An 18,531-nucleotide genomic window follows, 5' to 3' on the forward strand; every position below is an offset into this window, starting at 1 on the left:
GGATAGCAAGACTGTCCGGGGTCAACGCTCCCTTTTAGCGGAAGCCTTATTACCGGATTCCCCCTGGCGGCTGTGGCAAGAAAGCCCCGCCTTCGCGAGTCTCGAGCAGGCTTGCGCGCCAGCAGCGGCGACATCAAAAAATTCCGGCGATCCAAGTCATTGGACTCGTTTGGAAACATGGTTAATTTTCCGCGTTAACAAATAGAGACTCGCAACGGCGACGGCTCAGGCATATGCTTGATCAGTGTCGTCGGCCGTAAGACTAAAGTAGTATATCTCGCTCTGCACGTACGGCATACTACATAAGGTTAAAGTCAGAATATAACGCATTAACAGTTCGTTAGCGAATTCTGACACTAACCCCAAATTTCCGCGAGCAGTTCAGGACTCTTGTCGCGCAAATATGCTAGTCATAACTTATTGAAACGAAAAGAAAGGGTCGCACTGCAGGCATTTGGAAACTGGTCTTTCACGCTTCGTTTGGGGCCTGCTAACGAAGGTGGAAGGGATCATGAGGGGAATACCCAATGGCTTACCCAGTCAATGTGCGTCTGTTGTGCGGTAATGCAATTGTTAGAGAAGGGCTGAGCCGGATTCTCACTGAACGAGATTTCCGGGTTAACCAATATCCCAATATTGCCGCTGCACTCCAGAAGGCGGAGGTGCCGGAAGAAGATACCGGACCGTCGCTGCTCCTGGTCGATAATGGAACCGAAGAACTTGATGCGGACAGCGTCGCCGTCCTTCAACGGCGATTTCCCTGTTCCTATCTGGTGGTTCTGTCCGACCGGTTCGATTTCCAGACGATGCTGAAGGCCTTCCGGCTTGGTGCAATGGGTTATATCATCAAGGAAATCAGCTGCGACCGCCTGGTGGCGACGCTGCATCTGGTGGCGATGGGCGAACGGGTGCTCCCACCGCAACTCGCCGATGAATTGCAGTCGCGACCGACACTCACGGACGCGCTGGAGGTTGAACGGCCAGTCGATGCCGCCAGCCTGTCGGATCGCGAGCTGGAAATTCTGCGCTGGTTAATCATGGGGTGCCCCAACAAGGTGATCTCCAAGAGAATGGAAATCAGCGAGGCGACGGTGAAGGTCCATGTGAAGGCGGTGCTGCGCAAGCTGCGCGTCAAGAACCGCACCCAGGCTGCGATCTGGGCAGCCAATCATGGAATGCGTGGACGGGTGCCGGAGGTAGAGCCGGTAGTGCCAGTGGAGGTGACGATCCCCCATCCCGCGCAGCTGCCGCCGCTTGAAATGGCTGCCATGCCGCTTAGCCGTGCCTGAACTGGATCGTCGCCCGAAAAGGGCTGCGGTCACCCCCTCATAAATTCTGAATGATGCTCCTGCGCGCAAACGCAGGAGCCTCAGAAGCCCAAGGCAGGGCAGGCTTCGGCCTGTTGAACAACAGCAAAAGCTGCTATGCTGACCCCGTCCAAGACTCAAGGCGGGAGAGGTCCCATGGCCACGCGCTGGACCATCAAGGGCAAGGAATTTGTCCACTGCAATTGCGCCTATGGTTGTCCCTGCCAGTTCAATGCGTTGCCGACGCATGGCCATTGTCAGGCCGTTGCGGCGATCGACATCGAACAGGGTCATCATGATGACACCGACCTGTCGGGCTTACGCATCGGCCTGATCGTCGCCTGGCCGGGGCCGATCCATGAAGGCATGGGCGAAGCCGTTCCGATCGTCGATGAGCGGGCGGACCCGACGCAGAGAGAAGCGTTGCTGCGCATCATGAGCGGGCTGGACACTGTGCCTGGCGCCACCTTCTTCCAGGTTTTTGCCACGACCTACACCAAGGTGCACGATCCCGTATTCGCGCCCATCGACCTACGGGTGGACATTGACGGCCGATCCGCCCGGCTGAATGTTCCCGGCTGGATCGACGCGCGTGGCGAACCGATCGTCAATCCGGTGACGGGAGAAGCGCATCGCGCGCGCATCAACCTGCCCCAGGGTTTTGAATATGATGTGTGCGAGGTCGGTCGCGGTTGGGCGAAAACCCAGGGGCCGGTCGATGTGCAGCTCAGCGATTCCCATGCGCAGTTCGCCGAGCTTCACCTGACCGAGAGTGGCGTTGTCCATTAGGCCGGTGCCACCACCAGACGGCACCCCTTCTGTTGTCCATCAGCTATTGTCGCGAAACAACCTGATCGTCGGAGCGGCGCTGCTGCTGCTGGTGATGATGGCCTGGATGTGGCTCATTTCCACGCCGGACGCCTCAATGGGGGACATGGCGGGGGAAGGAATGGCGGACATGCCGATGGGCGCGATGCCCATGGCCATCCAGCCCTTGTCGCCCAGCTATTTTCTCGCCGCCTTCGCCATGTGGTCGATCATGATGGTCGCCATGATGCTTCCTTCCGCCGCGCCCATGATATTGCTGCATGCGCGGATTGATCGAGCGACCAGTGACTATGCGCGTTTGCTGCACAGCCTTATGGTCATGGGCTCTTATCTGCTCATATGGACAGGTTTTTCAGCGATCGCGGCTGGCGCACAGGCCCTGCTGTTGCATGGTGGCTATTTGTCAGCCGCGACGCTGTCTCTGGGTGGCCGCATGGGCGCTGCTGGCCTGTTGCTGGTGGCGGCTCTCTATGAATTGACGCCCGCCAAGCATCGTTGCCTGGAAAACTGCCAGTCGCCGCTCATCTTCATTCATCGCTACTGGCGCCCCGGTGCAGGTGGCGCGTTCCAGATCGGCATGCGGCATGGACTTTATTGTCTGGGCTGCTGCTGGGCGCTGATGCTGCTGCTGTTTGTGGGCGGCGTCATGAATCTCGCCTTGATCGCATTTTTCACATGCCTGGTCGCCGCCCAGAAGATGGCGCCGCCGCGCTGGCGGTTGGACCGGTGGACCGCTGCATTCCTGTTTTTCGCGGCACTGTTTGTCGCGCTTCGCTGACGCGGGGTGAGCCGCGCGGCAACCGGGGCCGGACCGGAGCAACCGCTGCGTCGTGCGGCAGTTGCTCCGATGCCGGACTGTCAGCCGATGGTTTCTTCGAAGATAGCCATCGTACGTTCGAACCGAGCGAACAGCTCGTCAAGCTCTTCGGCGGTGATGATAAGCGGCGGGCAGAAGACGATCGTATCGCCTAGCGCCCGTACGATCAGGCCCTGCGTCAGCCCGATTTCGACCAAGCGCGACCCGGCCTTTACTGCGGGGTCGAAGCTGGTCCGGTTTTCAGGATCGGCATAAAGCTCGATAGCGCCGACCAGGCCGACCCCACGCACTTCGCCCACATATTTGCGGCCTTCATAGCTGCGCAGCGCCTTCGAGAATTGCGGCATCAACGACTGCACGTGGCCGACGACATTATCTTCTTCGTAGATTTTGAGCGTTTCCAGCGCGATGGCGCAGCTCACCGGATGGCCCGAATAGGTGAAGCCGTGGCCGAAGGTGCCGATGGTGCCGCTGTTCCGGGCGATCGGCGCATAGACCTTCTCATTCACCATCACGGCGGAGATCGGTGCATAACCAGATGACAGCCCCTTCGCCGTGGTGAGGATATCGGGCTTCATGCCGAAAGTGGTCGAACCGAACATCTCCCCCGTCCGGCCGTAGCCGCACACCACTTCGTCCGCGACGAGAAGCACGTCATATTTCGCCAGTACCTTCTGGACCTTTTCGAAATAGGTAGCCGGCGGCGTAAGCACCCCGCCCGCACCCATGACTGGTTCGGCGAAGAAGGCGGCGACCGTCTCCGGACCTTCTTCCAGAATGAGCTTTTCAAGATTGTCGGCGAGGCGAGTCGCGAAATCCTCTTCGCTTTCGCCCGGTTCGGCGTAGCGGAAGTAATGCGGGCAATCGGTATGCAGAATATTATGGATGGGCAGGTCGAAATCGCGATGATTGGTGACAAGCCCGCTCAGGCTGGCCGACGCCACGGTAACGCCGTGATAGGCGTTGCGCCGGGCGATGATCTTCTTCTTCTCCGGCTTGCCGATGGCATTATGATAATACCAGATCAGCTTCACAGCAGAGTCGTTTGCTTCAGATCCGCTGTTGGCGAAGAACACCTTCGACATCGGCACGGGCGCGATCGACAGCAGCTTGTTGGCCAGCGCGATCACGGCTGGATTGGAACGGCCGGTGAAGGTGTGATAATAGGGTAATCCACGCAGCGCTTCGCTGCCCGCCTTGGCCAGACGCTCGTTGCTGAAGCCCAGAGAGGCGCACCACAGCGCTGATACAGCTTCAAGATAGCGGTTCCCCCGATCATCTTCCACGAAGACGCCGTCGCCCTTTGTTATAACGAGGGGACCGACCTCAGGATGGGTCGCCAAATTCGTGAAGGAGTGGAGGTGAGCTGCAATATCAGCTGCAGCATTTTCTCTGGGATCGTACATTATCTTCGTGCTTCCGATCTTTTAGAAACTGACATTTCGGCCGTCCCGGAGATGGATATGCGCCCGACGACCATTACGCGCAGAATGTGGGGATCGACTTACCCTCATCCGTGCAGGGAAGTAGCGTGCCCGCCGGATGCATAAGAATTTTGTGGACACTTATCAACACATGATCATGGGACGGGGCGGTTTGTCTGATATTTCCGTCGATTGAAGGCGGCGAACAAGTCCAGATAGAGTGATTTTCCAGCTTTTCCCCGACCGGGATGCTGAATTGGGTCAATCCATCCATATATGCGATTCTTAGGCCCAATGATGGAGGGTAGTTGGAGCTGCCATGACCCGACGCGTGCCCTTCCAAGGCTTTGCGCCGCCCATACGTCCCCAGTCACCTCTTCGGCGAGCGATCACCGCCGCCTACCGGCGGGAAGAGCCCGCGTGCATCGCGCCGCTGCTGGAAGCCGCGACTCTTGAGCCATCGGATCGCGAAGCGATCAGAAAACTCGCCCGCCTGCTCGTGACCACGCTCCGCGCCAACCACAGGGGCAACGGCGTGGAAGGGCTGATCCAGGAATATTCACTTTCCAGTGAAGAGGGCGTGGCGCTGATGTGCCTCGCCGAAGCCTTGCTGCGTATCCCCGATCAGACGACACGCGACGCATTGATCCGCGACAAGCTTTCTGAGGGCGATTGGGGATCGCATCTGGGCGGTGGCAAATCACTGTTCGTCAACGCCGCGACATGGGGCCTGGTCGTGACCGGTAAGCTGGTCGGCAGCGTCGATGATGATGGGCTGGGCGCCGCGCTGACCCGGCTGGTGGCGCGCGCGGGGGAGCCGGTGATCCGTCGCGGTGTCGATCTCGCCATGCGGATGATGGGCGAACAGTTCGTCACGGGCGAGACGATCGAGCAGGCATTGAAGCGAGCTCGCAGGCTGGAAGCGAAGGGCTTCCGCTACAGCTACGACATGCTGGGTGAGGCGGCGACGACCGGGGCCGATGCCGACCGCTATCATGCCGATTATGAGCGTGCCATTCACGCGATCGGAAAGGAGGCGCGCGGACGCGGCGTGTATGAAGGCCCCGGCATCTCGATCAAGCTTTCGGCGCTGCATCCCCGCTATGCCCGCTCTCAGGCGGATCGGGTGATGGGGGAATTGCTGCCCCGCGTGCGGCAACTGGCTCTGCTCGCCAAAAGCTATGATATCGGCCTCAACATCGATGCCGAGGAAATGGACCGGCTCGAACTCTCCCTTGACCTTCTCGAAAGTCTGGCGACAGACGCGGAATTGGCAGGATGGGATGGCCTGGGGTTCGTCATTCAAGCCTATGGCAAGCGCTGCCCCTTCGTCATCGACTGGATCATCGATCTTGCCCGGCGTGCAGGACGCCGCATGATGGTCCGTCTGGTGAAGGGCGCCTATTGGGACGCGGAGATCAAGCGCGCCCAGGTGGACGGCCTTGCCGACTTCCCGGTCTACACGCGCAAGGCGCACACCGATGTCGCCTATATCGCTTGCGCAAAAAAGCTGCTTGCGGCCCCCGATGCGATCTTTCCGCAATTTGCGACCCATAATGCGCAGACCCTCGCGACCATTTACCGCATTGCCGGGCCGGATTTCAGCGTCGGCCAATATGAATTTCAGTGCCTGCACGGCATGGGAGAGCCGCTATACGAACAGGTCGTGGGCAAGGAAAATCTCGACCGCCCGTGCCGCATCTATGCGCCGGTTGGCACGCATGAGACGCTGCTAGCCTATCTGGTCCGCCGCTTGCTTGAGAATGGCGCCAACTCTTCCTTCGTCCATCGTATCGCGGACCCGACGGTTTCGGTCGAGGATCTGATCGCTGATCCGGCCGAGGTGGTCCGTGCCATGCCCCATCCCGGCGCGAAGCATGACCTGATCGTCCTGCCGACCGATCTGTATCCCGACCGCCGCAATTCAACGGGCTTCGACCTTAGCGATGAAGGCACGCTCGCCGCCCTGTCGCAGGCCCTTCGCGATAGCGCCGCGATCGAGTGGAGGGCGGCGCCGACCTTCGGTTCAGGGGAGGCGCGCGCCATACGTAATCCAGCCGATCATCGGGACAGGGTCGGCACGGTGGTGGAACTGGCGACCGAGGATGCCGCTGCCCTCATGTCCCGTGCCGCGACAGCCGATTGGGGTAGCAGGCCGGTGGAGGAGCGCGCAGCCATTCTAGAACGCGCCGCCGACGCGATGCAGGCGCGCATGCCCATCCTGCTCGGCCTGTTGATCCGCGAAGCCGGAAAATCTCTTTCCAACGCGATCGCGGAGGTTCGCGAGGCGGTCGATTTCCTCCGCTATTATGCGGCGCAAGCACGGGCCAATATCGGCGCCGGGCAGGAGCCTCTGGGACCGATCCTGTGCATCAGTCCGTGGAATTTTCCCCTCGCGATCTTCACCGGTCAGGTCGCCGCCGCTCTGGTTGCAGGCAATCCGGTGCTGGCAAAACCCGCAGTCCAAACGCCACTGATCGCGGCGGAGGCCGTGCGCTTGCTGCATGAGGCGGGCGTGCCCCGGCATGCTCTTCAATTGGCGCCCGGCGATGGTGCCTTGGGCAGCGCTCTGGTGGCGGCGCCGGAAACCGCCGGCGTCATGTTCACAGGATCGACCGCCGTCGCGCGACTGATTCAGGGCCAACTTGCCAAGAGGCTTTCACCCGCAGGCCGCCCTATTCCGTTTGTCGCTGAAACGGGCGGGCAGAACGCGATGATCGTCGACTCGTCCGCTCTGGCCGAACAGGTGGTAGCGGACGTGCTGGTCTCCGCATTCGACAGCGCGGGTCAGCGCTGTTCCGCGCTGCGCATACTCTGTCTGCAGGATGAGGTGGCGGATCGCATTCTCCTGATGCTCAAGGGCGCGTTACGGGAAATGCGCGTTGGCAGCACCGATGCGCTGAGGATGGACATCGGCCCGGTGATCACGCAGGCAGCAAAGAGGACGATCGATCAGCACATCGCCAGAATGCGCGAGCGCGGAAAACGGGTTGATCAACTCACCCTGCCTGCCGAGGCGGCACACGGCACCTTCGTTGCGCCAACGATTATCGAGATCGATGATATAGGCGAACTGGAGCAGGAGGTTTTCGGCCCGGTCCTGCATGTCGTGCGTTTTCGCCGGGAGCGGTTGGGCGCGCTGATCGATTCGATCAACGCCACCGGCTATGGGCTGACCTTCGGCCTTCACACCCGGCTCGATGAGACCATCTCTTATGTCACATCGCGGGTGAGGGCGGGCAACCTTTACGTGAACCGCAACATGATCGGCGCAGTTGTCGGCGTCCAGCCGTTCGGGGGCTGTGGGCTCTCTGGAACGGGACCCAAGGCTGGTGGGCCGCTTTATCTTAATCGGCTGGTGACGCGCCCATCCGCTTTCGGATGGAAGTCGCGGCATCCGGCTTCACCCATCCATGATTTCGCGAACTGGCTGGAAGCAAAGGGCGAAATGGGCAGCGCAGCGAAAGCGCGCAACTATGCCGCCGCCTCTGCTTTGGGAGCGGAACGCGCGCTCGCCGGACCAGTCGGGGAACGTAATCTTTACACCCTGCATCCCCGTGGTCAGGTGTTGATGATACCGCAGAGCCGGGATGGCTTGTTCGAACAGATGGCCGCCATCCTTGCGACCGGGAACCGGGGCGTGGTTGCGGAGGCGCTTCCCGACGATTTGCCCCCAAATGTCGCCGCTGCATTCGCTGGCCTGCCTGACGGGCCTTATGCAGTTGCGCTGGTGGAAGGAGACGAGGCAGCCGTTGCCCGAGCCCTGGCGGAAGTCACAGCGATGCCGGGGCCTATCATTTCCGTTCATGCAGCTGAGCCGGACCAGCCCCTTGCCTATCATTGCGATTGGTTGCTTGAAGAGGTGTCGATCTCCATCAACACGACCGCTGCTGGAGGTAATGCCAGCCTGATGATGATCGGATAAGCGCCAACGCCGACGCTTCCATAGCCGATCCCTTCACGGATTGCGCTACAGCAGCTTCAACCGGATGTTGCGGAATTCCACCTTCATCGGCGGACCTACGTGCGCCTGCATCCCGATTTCGCCCTTGCGCCGACGATCCGCCGACTCATCGATCGCGGCCGCCATCAATTGGCCGTTCAACAGATGATAGATGGCCGGACCCTTGGCGATGATATGGGCTTCGTTCCATTCAGCTTTGATCGCTGCTTTCAGAGGACCGGGCTCACCAATGGAACCAATTATTTGCGACGGCGGTGACGTTGTTCGCGCAAACTGACCACGGCGGGCGATAAAGCCGCGCCCCCGTTCCTCGTAGACCATGGCCGTGAAGAGATTCCGGCCGTCGATATCAAACTGTAGCCCCGACATGGCGAAGCGATTGGTAGGCGTGATCGCGTCTTTGACAACGGTGCTGCGGTAATTGACGCCGCTATTGCCTTCAGGGGTGATCCGATACTCCGCCTTCAATTCGAAATCCTCGGGCCTCCCGCCTTCCCAGATCAGGAAAGTGTTGCTCCGAAGCAGTGTGTCCGGCGTCACTTCGCCAACTATGCAGCCGTCTTCCACGCGCCAGTATCGCGGATCACCGCGCCAGCCCGCCAGAGTGTGACCGTCAAACAAGGATCTGAACCCCGGCCCGTCGCCGTCAACCGGCCGGGGCATCAGGGGCATGGCTTTTGGCGCAGGTGCCTCTGGCCGTTGCGCCGCTACGGCCAAGTGCGGGAACAGCGTCAACGTGGTCGCTCCGGCGATGAACGTCCGACGTCCGGTCCTTTGATCCATGCTGCTTTCCAATGTCGATACGCTGGTTCGACGATTAACAGCATGGTCGCGAAAAGTCCTGCTTGGTCAAGCCGGGTACCGCCCGCACCGCCGGAAGGATCATCAAAAGCGATATATTACTGGAGATTATAATTGGATTTCGCGGGACAGCGTCCGGCAATTTTCTGTCGAAAGCGCTGTAAAATCAGTCGCTCGCTTGGCGCCTTTAGCGTCCAAAAATGGTGCCCAGAAGAGGACTCGAACCTCCACGACCTTGCGATCGCCAGCACCTGAAGCTGGTGCGTCTACCAATTCCGCCATCTGGGCACGGGGTAGGACGGCGCGATTAGCCGTTGGTCCTCACACTGTCAATTCCGTGGCGGGCATTATTTTTCTTCCTTTCTGGTTTTCTGCGCGTCAGCGTCTATTGCATCAGGCAGGACGCATTGATCGCCAGTGGAGACAGCCGATAGCCCCCTTCCAAGCCGCGCCGCTCGCGCTGTTCGCCCGTCCCGATGGGGTCCGGCTCGCCTACCGGCATCGCGCGGGTGCCGGGCCGACCATGGTCTTTCTGCCGGGCTACATGTCCGACATGGAAGGGGGCAAGGCGGTGGCCATCGATACCTGGGCGGCGGAGACGGGACGGGCCATGTTGCGGCTCGACTATGGCGGCAACGGCGCCAGCGAAGGCCGTTTTGAGGATGGCACGCTCGCCAGCTGGCGCGACGACGCGCTGCTGCTGGTCGATGCCTTGACGGAAGGGCCGTTGCTGCTGGTGGGGTCGTCCATGGGGGGCTGGATTGCCCTGCTCATCGCGCTGGCTCGCCCTGACCGCGTTGTCGGGCTGGTCGGCATCGCGGCCGCGCCGGATTTCACCGAATGGGGCTTTAGCGACGCAGACAAGGCTTTGCTGGCCACCCAGGGGCGGCTGACCGAACCCACGCCCTATGGCGATCAGCCGCTGGTGACGACGCTTGCCTTCTGGCAGTCGGGGCAGGCGCTGCGCCTGTTGAACGGTCCTGTCGCCATCGATTGCCCTGTGCGGCTGCTCCAAGGGCAGGAGGACCGGGACGTCCCTTGGCAGTCCGCGCTGCGGCTGGCCCAGCGCCTGCATTCATATGACGTGCAGACGCTGCTGATTAAGGATGGCGACCATCGCCTGTCGCGCGATGGCGACATTGCATTGCTGATCCGCACTCTCGGCAGTCTTTTGGACAATCTTTGATGAGCTTTTTCCTCCCGCTGCTGCTGTTGACGCCGCAAGCCTATGATCCGGAAATTGAGGCGGTGATGAACCGGCCCAAGAAGGAGGCGCAGGCGCCCGCACCAAGCCCCGCTGCTGACGGTCGCATTCCCGTTCCGGAAAAATATGCCAAGCCTTTCCAGGCCTGTCTCGACGAGGCGCTTCAATCGCCTGAGCAGGGCGTCGCGTTCGCGCAGAAATGGCGGCTGGAAGGGGGCAGCTTCTACGCGCGCCATTGCATGGGTTTCGCCTATGCCCGGGCGGAGCGGTGGGCGCCCGCGATTGTGTCTTTTGAACAAGCTGCTGATGAGGCCGAGCGCAGCGGTGAAATGGCGCAGAGCGCGCGCTTATGGGCGCAGGCCGGTAATGCCGCGCTGGCGGCGGGCGATCCCGCCAAGGCGCGCACCAGTTTCGACGCGGCACTGGCGCGCGGCCTGCCCGACGGCGTGGAAAAAGGCGAAACCCATCTCGATCGCGCCCGCGCCCTCGTCGCGCTGGGTGAGGTCAAGGAAGCGCGCGATTCGCTCGATGTGGCTCTGGCGCAGGTGCCGCAGGACCCGCTGGCGTGGCTGCTCTCGGCCACGCTCGCCCGCCGCGCGGGGGAGTTGAAGCTGGCGCAGGCGCATATCGCGCGGGCGGTGCAGCTCTCTCCCGATGACGCGTCGGTGGCTTTGGAGGAGGGTAATATCGCTGTCCTGACCGATCATGCCGACATCGCTCGATCGGCCTGGCAAAGAGCAGTCAAGCTCGCGCCGCAATCGTCGGCGGGCAAGGCGGCTGCCGATAATCTCACCCGGCTGCCGCCCGCCTGAACCCGCCTATTTAAGGTAGAAGTCGACCGTCGTGACGACGCGGACCTTCTTGTAGGGCGTGTCGCTCGATCCGTCCGCCTCTCCATCGCGTGGATCGATGGAAAAATAGCCTTGGGTGGCGCTCTTGATGCCGCCGACGCTTGCCCCGCTGTCGCGCGCGAATTGTTCGGCTGCGGCGCGGGCATCGCGGGTCGCGGCGGCCACCATGGGCGGCTTGACGTCGTTGAGCTTTGTGAAGCTGTAGCGCATGCCGGAACCTTCCTGGAGCGTGACGCCCCGCCGGACGAGGTCGAACTGCTGCGCGACTGCTTTCTGAGCGCGTGCGATGTCGGTCGTGCGCAACAACATACGTTGAGTGATAGTGATCGTGTTGACGCCGTTGTTGATATATTGATTGACGCCCGCGCCCGTAGGGGTCAGCGTCTCCGGCTTGAAGCCGAGGCTCGTGAAATAGGCCCTCAGCTCTCGCGTATTATTGTCTATCTCGGCTCGCACGGCGGGCAGGTCGAAACCGGTCGCGGCATAGCTGATCGACCAGGTCGCAAGGTCGGCCGTAACATTCCGCTCGGCCAGACCCCTGACCGTGACGGATCGGTCCGCAGCCTTTGCGCGCTTCAGCCCGTCACCCAGCAGATAGCCGCCGCTGACCAGCCCCAGCGCCAGCAACCCGGCACAGCCCAGCAGCACCTTGTCGCGATACTCGATTGCCATTCGCGTCTCCTCTTCCATCCACGCCTGCGCCGCCCTATCTTGAGATCATTCCTGCCATTGCCGAGATGAACCGTTGCTTGATAGCGACGAACGGAGCGACCGCTTGACCAAATATCTGCATACCATGATCCGCGTGACTGACGTTGACCGCACGGTCGCCTTCTTCAAGCTGTTGGGGCTTGAGGAGCAGAAACGCTTCGACAATGAAAATGGGCGCTACACGCTCGTGTTCCTCGCCGCGCCGGGGGATGAGGATGCTCAGGTGGAGCTGACCTACAACTGGCCACCGGAAGATGGCAGGCCAGCGGAAAGCTATGGCGAAGGTCGGAATTTCGGCCATCTCGCCTATCGCGTCGATAATATCTATGACGTGTGCCAGCGGCTGATGGATGCGGGCGTGACCATCAACCGCCCCCCGCGCGACGGCCACATGGCCTTTGTCCGCACGCCCGACAATATCTCGATAGAATTGTTGCAGGATGGCTATCTCGATCCTGCCGAACCTTGGGCGTCGATGCCCAATACCGGCGTCTGGTAAGCCCATGTTGAGCGTTGTCCGAATCCCGGTGCTGTCCGATAATTATGTCTGGCTGCTGCACGATGATGCCAGTGGCGAGACCGTGGTGGTCGACCCGGCGGTGGCGGACCCTGTGCTGGCGGCGGCGGCCGAGCGGGGCTGGACCATCAGCCAGATCTGGAACACGCATTGGCATGGCGATCATGTGGGCGGCAACGCGGCGATAAAGGCGGCGACCGGCTGCCGGATCACCGGGCCGACCGCAGAGGCGGCCAAGATCGGCACGCTCGACCGCCCAGTGGGGGAAGGGGATGAGGTTCGCATCGGCGATCATGTCGCCACCGTGATGGAGGTGCCCGCCCATACGGCGGGGCATATCGCCTATCATCTGGCTGGCGATCACATCATCTTTGTCGGCGATACGTTGTTCGCCATGGGTTGTGGGCGGCTGTTCGAAGGGACGGCGGATCAGATGTTCGCCAACATGGTTCGGCTCGCAGCGTTGCCGGATGACACGATGGTCTATTGCGCCCATGAATATACGCAGGGCAATGGCCGTTTTGGCCTGACGATCGAGCCGGACAATGAAGCACTCGCCGACCGCATGGTGCAGGTCGATGCTGCCCGTGCACGCGGCGAGGCCACGGTGCCCACGACCATCGGACTGGAGCGCGCGACCAACATCTTCATGCGCGCGAGCGACGCGGATGAGCTGGCTCGCCGCCGCAAGGCCAAGGATACCGCCTGACGGTTCGGGCGTTACGCCGACGTCTCCATTTATGGAGAGATGTACAGGAGGATTGCCATGCGTGCATCGATATGTCTGGTGCCACTGATGCTGGCAGCGTGCGCAGGCGGTAGCGAGCTCCCGCGCCTTACGGAGAAGCAAGCGGCCCGGCTTGAGGCTGCACTGGAAGGCAAGGTCGCGGGCGAGCCAGTCAACTGCGTGAGCCGCTATCCGGGCTCCAGCCTCACCGCTGTCAGCGAAAGCGTGTTGCTGTACCGGGTGAGTGGGCGGCTGATCTATCGCAACGACCTGATCGGCAGTTGCACCGGGTTGGGGAGGGGCGACACCCTCATCATCAAGCCGACAGGTTCGCAATATTGCCGGGGCGATCTCGCGCGGAGCGCCGATCTGGTCACCGGGTCGATCACCGGCGGTTGCGCGCTGGGGTCATTCACGCCCTATCGCACCCCCGGCCGCTGACGGTCAGCCCTTGTAGAGCGCGTTCAGCCGTTCCTGATAGCGCGCCTTGATGACGTGGCGGCGGATTTTCATGGACGGCGTCATCTCGCCATTTTCGATGGTGAAGGGTTCGTCCGCCAGGATGATGCGCCGGACCCGTTCGGTGACGGACAATTCCTCGTTCACCCGATCGACCGCCGCCCTTAATGCTGCCTGATAGGCGGCGTTGGATGCGGTGTCGTCCGCATCAACGCTGTGCGCCGCCGCCCATTCGCGTGTCCACTCTGCATCGGGCACCAGCAACCCGACCAGATGTGGCCGTCGGTCGCCATAGACCATGGCCTGACCGATCTCCGGCTGTAGCGTCAGTATGCCTTCGACCTTCTGCGGCGACACATTATCGCCCTTGTCATTGACGATCAGGTCCTTCTTGCGATCGGTGATGCGGATGCGCCCCTTGGCGTCGATCTCGCCAATGTCTCCGGTGTGCAGCCACCCGTCCTTCAGCGCCTTTTCGGTTTCGGCGGCATTGCGCCAATAGCCCTGCATCACCAGTTCGCCGCGCACCAATATTTCGCCATCCTCGGCGATCCTGACCTCCACCCCGTCGAGCGGCGGGCCGACCGTGTCCATCGCGATACCCGCGCGCGGCCGGTTGCAGCTGACCACTGGCCCCGCCTCCGTCTGACCATAGCCCTGCAACAGCGTCAGCCCCATCGCGTCGAAAAACAGGCCGACATCCGGATTGAGCGGCGCGCCGCCCGATACCAGTGCCTTCATCCGCCCGCCAAAGCGCTTGGCGATCTTGGGCTTCAGCGTCCGGTTCAGCAGCAGCTTGATCGGCAGGTCGGCGATCGATATGTTACCGTTCTGCTCCTTCGCGGCGATCCGCAGCGCTTGCGCCAGCAGCCAGGCGGGGAACTTGCCCTGCTTCTCGATCGACTTGATGATCCGGGCGCGCAGCACTTCGAACAGGCGGGGCACGACGACCATGATCGTCGGGCGCGCTTCCTCTATGTTGCTGGCGAGCTTTTCCAGCCCTTCCGCATAATAGATCTGCCCGCCCAGCATGATTGGCAGAAACTGGCCGCCGCTATGTTCATAGGCGTGGCTGAGCGGCAGGAAGGACAGGAAAACTTCATCCCCCCAGCCGAAATCCTCCGCGACCAGCCTGCCCGCGCCTTCGATATTGCACAGTATCGCGCCGTGATGCTGCATGACGCCGCGTGGCGCACCACCTGTGCCGCTGGTATAGATGATGCAGGCGAGGTCATCCCGTCCGGCCGTCTGTTCGGCGGCGCAGGCGTCGGGATCAGCGATGCGGGACGCGACCATGTCGGCCCACAGATGACAGGACAGATCGCCCTGCGCGCCCCGGAGCGGCTCCATTCCGATGATGAAACTTGCTTGCGATCGCAACACGGCGGGCATCAGCGTCTGCGCCAGCTTGGCCGTCGACACGATCACCGCGCGGGCGCCGCTGTCCGTCAGGATATGCTGATGATCGCGGGTGGTGTTGGTGGTGTAAGTCGGCACCGTCACGCATCCCGCCGCCATGATGGCAAGGTCGGCGATGCAGAATTCGGGGCGGTTCTCACTCACCAACATGACCGGGTCGCCCGGCTTCAGCCCTTGCACCTTGAGCGCGGCGGCAAGTCCCGCCACCTGCAAGGCCACCTCGGTCCAGCTGAGCGATTGCCAGCCGCCGACCGTCTTGCGCCACAGGAAGGGAAGGTCGCCCATTTCCTTCGCCCGGGCGAAGAACATGGTCACCAGATTGGGATACTGTTCGATCGCCCGCAAAGCAGCGCAACTCCTTGATTCAAGAGCGCGTCCGATGCGCGCATCCACTCCTTGCCGACGCTATAGCCGCGCCTTGCCGTAGCGGTCACGCATTTTTCAGTCGAACAGACCGTCCTGCAGCCCGGCGGGCGGATTGAGCCCCAGATGCTTCCAGCCTGGCCCATTCAGGCAACGCCCGCGTGCAGTGCGGGCGATCAAGCCAAGCTGGATCAGATAAGGCTCGATCACCTCTTCGATCGTGTCGCGCGGCTCCGACAGACCGGCCGCTAGTGTCTCAACACCTACTGGCCCGCCGCGATAAATGTCGGCGATCATCATCAGGTAACGGCGATCCATCAGGTCGAGGCCCAGCTGATCGACCTCCAGCCGCCTCAGCGCCGCGTCCGCCGCCTTGGCATCCACCGCTTCGACGCCCGCGACATTCGCAAAGTCGCGCACCCGCCGCAGCAGCCGCCCCGCGATGCGAGGCGTTCCGCGCGACCGCCGGGCAATCTCGATCGCCCCGTCGGACGTGATGCCAAGGTCCAGCAACCGCGCCGCGCGCCGCACCACCAGCTCCAGTTCCTCGACGGTATAGAATTGCAGCCGCACCGGAATGCCGAAGCGATCTCGCAGCGGCGTCGTCAGCAGGCCCTGCCGCGTCGTTGCGCCGACCAGGGTAAAGCGGGGCAGGTCTATCCGCACCGACCGGGCCGACGGACCCTCGCCGATCATCAGGTCCAGCGCGCGGTCCTCCATCGCGGGATAGAGCACTTCTTCGACCGCCGGGTTGAGCCGGTGGATCTCATCTACGAACAGCACGTCGCCTTCGTCCAGATTGGTGAGCAGCGCCGCCAGATCCCCGGATTTGGCGATCACAGGCCCTGACGTCGCGCGGAAGCCGACGCCCATTTCCTTTGCCACGATCTGCGCCAATGTCGTCTTGCCGAGGCCCGGCGGGCCGAAGAACAGGACATGATCCAACGCATCGCCACGCTGCTTTGCCGCTTCGATAAAGACCCGCAAATTGCCGCGCGCCGCTTCCTGCCCGATGAACTCGGTCAGGGATTTGGGCCGCAGGGCGGCATCCACATCCTCCGCCCGGCGCGTGGAGGCGATCAACCGTTCCTCGCTCACTTGGCCGCCTTCCGCAGCGCCAGCCGCACCAGCGCATCCAGGGTCGCGCTATCGCCCAACTCTTCCTCCGCAGCAGCGACGGCGCCGCTCGCCTCGGCAGGCTTGAAGCCGAGATTCTGCAGGGCGGAAATCGCATCCGCTCCCAATCCTCCAGCCATGACGGGCGCGATGCCCGCGCCCAGCACGCCGCCCGCGCCGGGCGCCGCGCCGATCTTGTCCTTCAATTCGTTGACGATCCGCAGCGCCAGCTTCGGCCCCACGCCATTGGCGCGCGCCACCATCGCCTTGTCCCCGGTCGCCACCGCGCGATGCAGTTCGGCCGGTTCGAGCGCCGACAAGATCGCCAGCGCCACGCGCGATCCCACGCCCTGCACGCCGATCAGCAGGCGGAACCAGTCGCGTTCCTCGCCGCGTGCAAAGCCGACCAGCCGGATCGAATCCTCCGACACCAGCATTTCGGTATGCACCGTCACCGCTTCGCCTACCGGCCCCAGCGCCGACAAGGTGCGCGATGATGCGCCGACGAGATAGCCCACGCCCCCCACGTCGATGATCGCATGGTCGGTGCCCGTGCTATCCAGCCGCCCTTTGAGTTTCGCGATCATGCCCCACACCCTTTGGTCATGATCTGTTCTTTACAGCCTCTTGAGCGCAGCGCCAGTCAAAAGCGCGCCTGCCTTGGCACCAATTCCCCCGCCGGACGTAGTGCAGCCCGATCCCTAGTCTATCAGGAACCCATTGATGTCGATGCAAGCGCCCTTGCTCTCACCCCAGGACTTCGCCTGTCCCGCCATCCGCCTGTCCGGTCCCGTCGACCAGTCCATGTATCTCTACTTCAAGGACGCGCTGGCGGCGGCGCCTTCCGACGGGCTGGTGGTGACGGAAATTTCGACGCTTGGCGGGGACCCCGAAATCGCGCGGATGATGGGGGAGGATATCCGATTCCATTCGGAACTCAGCGCCGCGCGGCGGCTGGTGTTTTTGGGAAAGACCGCCGTCTATTCGGCGGGGGCGACCTTCATGGGCTTTTTCGCCAAGGAAAATCGCTACCTCACGCGTGGCACGCGGGTGATGATCCATGAACGGCTGATCACCAAGGACATCCACCTTCAAGGCCCGCTGTCCACCTGCATCGCACCGCTAAGGGCCGCCCTGAACGAGATAGAGGCGTCGATCGCCATCCAGAATGAAGGCTTTTCCAACCTGATCCTGGGCTCCAGCATCTCGCTCGACGAAGTGCTGAAGCGGGCACCGGAAAACTGGTATCTCGAAGCGAATGAAGCCGCGGCGCTGGGTCTGGTGGCGGCGGTGCTCTGACGCCGCTTGCCAGCCCCGTCATTTTGCGGCTTTCTGGACGGATGAAGTCTTCTTCCTCCCGGTCCCCGGTTTTTCCTTGGCGTTACGGCATGTTCCTGGCGTTGTTGGCGACTGCCCTGCCGTTCGGCTGGGTGATGCCCTGGCATCAGGCGGTGATGGCAGGGTTCGACTGCGCCTCTCTTGCGTTCATCGCCGCAGCCGCACCGCTTCTGAAAGCCGACCCCGATCGCATGCGCCGGATCGCGCAGGAAAATGATGCCAACCGCCGACTGATGCTGCTCTTGACCGGCATTGTCTCGCTGGTGGTGCTGGTCGCGGTGGGAGCAGCCGTCAGCCAGCATGGCGGCCCCAACGCAGCGGCCGTCGCGCTGTTGCTTATGACGCTGGCGCTTGCCTGGCTCTTTTCCAACCTAGTCTATGCGATGCATTATGCGCATCTCTTCTACCTCGCCGATCCGCGCGGGAAGGATCAGCAGGGCATCGACTTCCCCGGCACGAAGGAGCCCGGTTACAGCGATTTTCTTTATTTCGCCTTCACCCTCGGCATGACCTTCCAGACGTCCGATGTCACGGTGACCGGCACATCCATGCGTCAGGTGGTGACCGCGCATTGCCTCGCGGCGTTCCTGTTCAACCTTGGTATTCTGGCCTTTACCATCAATGTGCTGGGCGGCGTCTGAGGCGGCTTCACGGCTTGCTTACCATTTCCCGGCATAAGCCGGAT

17 protein-coding genes and 1 tRNA gene are annotated in these 18,531 nt (G+C 62.1%); 11 read left to right on the top strand and 7 right to left on the bottom strand.

The window, feature by feature from the left end; translation table 11 throughout:
- The first annotated feature begins 527 nt into the window (after window positions 1-527).
- From ACZ51H_RS11515 to ACZ51H_RS11525, 3 genes are all read left to right on the top strand, one after another.
- Window positions 528-1,289, top strand: coding sequence for a LuxR C-terminal-related transcriptional regulator (locus ACZ51H_RS11515; protein WP_449470543.1), 762 nt, complete (start codon window positions 528-530; stop codon window positions 1,287-1,289).
- Window positions 1,290-1,463: 174 nt separating this feature from the next.
- Window positions 1,464-2,096 (top strand): DUF1326 domain-containing protein, encoded by a 633-nt coding sequence (locus ACZ51H_RS11520; RefSeq protein ID WP_460987085.1) that lies wholly within the window; start codon window positions 1,464-1,466, stop codon window positions 2,094-2,096.
- Window positions 2,086-2,913, top strand: coding sequence for a DUF2182 domain-containing protein (locus ACZ51H_RS11525; RefSeq protein WP_464801909.1), 828 nt, complete (start codon window positions 2,086-2,088; stop codon window positions 2,911-2,913). The genes ACZ51H_RS11520 and ACZ51H_RS11525 overlap by 11 nt, the downstream gene beginning before the upstream one ends.
- A gap of 80 nt (window positions 2,914-2,993) precedes the next feature.
- Here the strand turns inward: ACZ51H_RS11525 and ACZ51H_RS11530 are convergent, their stop codons facing one another.
- Window positions 2,994-4,358: an aspartate aminotransferase family protein gene (locus tag ACZ51H_RS11530; protein ID WP_449470547.1), complete on the bottom strand. Its 1,365-nt coding sequence runs from the start codon at window positions 4,356-4,358 to the stop codon at window positions 2,994-2,996.
- A 337-nt stretch (window positions 4,359-4,695) separates the two neighbouring features.
- Between ACZ51H_RS11530 and putA the strand changes: the two genes are divergently transcribed.
- Window positions 4,696-8,301, top strand: a complete 3,606-nt coding sequence (gene putA / locus ACZ51H_RS11535) for a trifunctional transcriptional regulator/proline dehydrogenase/L-glutamate gamma-semialdehyde dehydrogenase (protein WP_464801910.1) — start codon at window positions 4,696-4,698, stop codon at window positions 8,299-8,301.
- A 45-nt stretch (window positions 8,302-8,346) separates the two neighbouring features.
- Here the strand turns inward: putA and ACZ51H_RS11540 are convergent, their stop codons facing one another.
- Both ACZ51H_RS11540 and ACZ51H_RS11545 read right to left on the bottom strand, forming a co-directional pair.
- Window positions 8,347-9,123 (bottom strand): 3-keto-disaccharide hydrolase, encoded by a 777-nt coding sequence (locus ACZ51H_RS11540; protein WP_464801911.1) that lies wholly within the window; start codon window positions 9,121-9,123, stop codon window positions 8,347-8,349.
- Between the two features lie 219 nt (window positions 9,124-9,342).
- Window positions 9,343-9,429: transfer RNA gene (locus ACZ51H_RS11545), tRNA-Leu, on the bottom strand.
- A gap of 142 nt (window positions 9,430-9,571) precedes the next feature.
- On the opposite strand from ACZ51H_RS11545, the gene ACZ51H_RS11550 reads away from it, so the two are divergent.
- Both ACZ51H_RS11550 and ACZ51H_RS11555 read left to right on the top strand, forming a co-directional pair.
- Window positions 9,572-10,327 carry an alpha/beta fold hydrolase gene (locus ACZ51H_RS11550; protein WP_464802892.1) on the top strand — a complete coding sequence of 252 codons (756 nt, stop codon included), beginning with the start codon at window positions 9,572-9,574 and terminating at the stop codon, window positions 10,325-10,327.
- Window positions 10,327-11,157 (top strand): tetratricopeptide repeat protein, encoded by an 831-nt coding sequence (locus ACZ51H_RS11555; protein WP_464801912.1) that lies wholly within the window; start codon window positions 10,327-10,329, stop codon window positions 11,155-11,157. The genes ACZ51H_RS11550 and ACZ51H_RS11555 overlap by 1 nt, the downstream gene beginning before the upstream one ends.
- 6 nt (window positions 11,158-11,163) lie before the next feature.
- Here the strand turns inward: ACZ51H_RS11555 and ACZ51H_RS11560 are convergent, their stop codons facing one another.
- The gene (locus tag ACZ51H_RS11560) at window positions 11,164-11,868 is read right to left on the bottom strand and encodes an SIMPL domain-containing protein (RefSeq protein ID WP_464801913.1); all 705 of its coding nucleotides are present in this window, start codon (window positions 11,866-11,868) and stop codon (window positions 11,164-11,166) included.
- Between the two features lie 103 nt (window positions 11,869-11,971).
- Here ACZ51H_RS11560 and ACZ51H_RS11565 point away from each other — a divergent pair, with 103 nt between their 5' ends.
- Genes ACZ51H_RS11565 through ACZ51H_RS11575 form a run of 3 tightly spaced genes read left to right on the top strand, consistent with a single transcriptional unit; the run spans window position 11,972 to window position 13,592 of the window.
- Entirely contained in the window at window positions 11,972-12,406 is a 435-nt protein-coding gene (locus tag ACZ51H_RS11565) for a VOC family protein (protein WP_464794005.1), read from the top strand.
- Window positions 12,407-12,410: 4 nt separating this feature from the next.
- Window positions 12,411-13,133, top strand: coding sequence for a hydroxyacylglutathione hydrolase (gene gloB / locus ACZ51H_RS11570; RefSeq protein WP_464794006.1), 723 nt, complete (start codon window positions 12,411-12,413; stop codon window positions 13,131-13,133).
- 57 nt (window positions 13,134-13,190) lie between these two features.
- Window positions 13,191-13,592 carry a hypothetical protein gene (locus ACZ51H_RS11575; RefSeq protein WP_464801914.1) on the top strand — a complete coding sequence of 134 codons (402 nt, stop codon included), beginning with the start codon at window positions 13,191-13,193 and terminating at the stop codon, window positions 13,590-13,592.
- A gap of 3 nt (window positions 13,593-13,595) precedes the next feature.
- On the opposite strand, the gene ACZ51H_RS11580 is transcribed toward ACZ51H_RS11575, so the two are convergent.
- From ACZ51H_RS11580 to ruvA, 3 genes are all read right to left on the bottom strand, one after another.
- Window positions 13,596-15,338, bottom strand: coding sequence for an AMP-dependent synthetase/ligase (locus ACZ51H_RS11580; RefSeq protein ID WP_464802893.1), 1,743 nt, complete (start codon window positions 15,336-15,338; stop codon window positions 13,596-13,598).
- Between the two features lie 132 nt (window positions 15,339-15,470).
- Window positions 15,471-16,490, bottom strand: a complete 1,020-nt coding sequence (gene ruvB, locus ACZ51H_RS11585; protein ID WP_464801915.1) for a Holliday junction branch migration DNA helicase RuvB — start codon at window positions 16,488-16,490, stop codon at window positions 15,471-15,473.
- Complete coding sequence (ruvA, locus tag ACZ51H_RS11590) at window positions 16,487-17,095, bottom strand: Holliday junction branch migration protein RuvA (RefSeq protein ID WP_464801916.1); 609 nt, start codon at window positions 17,093-17,095, stop codon at window positions 16,487-16,489. The genes ruvB and ruvA overlap by 4 nt, the downstream gene beginning before the upstream one ends.
- A gap of 136 nt (window positions 17,096-17,231) precedes the next feature.
- Between ruvA and ACZ51H_RS11595 the strand changes: the two genes are divergently transcribed.
- Window positions 17,232-17,807 carry a peptidase S14 gene (locus ACZ51H_RS11595; RefSeq protein WP_464801917.1) on the top strand — a complete coding sequence of 192 codons (576 nt, stop codon included), beginning with the start codon at window positions 17,232-17,234 and terminating at the stop codon, window positions 17,805-17,807.
- A 41-nt stretch (window positions 17,808-17,848) separates the two neighbouring features.
- Window positions 17,849-18,487: a DUF1345 domain-containing protein gene (locus tag ACZ51H_RS11600; RefSeq protein WP_464801918.1), complete on the top strand. Its 639-nt coding sequence runs from the start codon at window positions 17,849-17,851 to the stop codon at window positions 18,485-18,487.
- The last annotated feature ends 44 nt before the right edge of the window (window positions 18,488-18,531 follow it).

The sequence above is a fragment of the Sphingobium sp. TomMM15 genome (genome assembly GCF_055397045.1).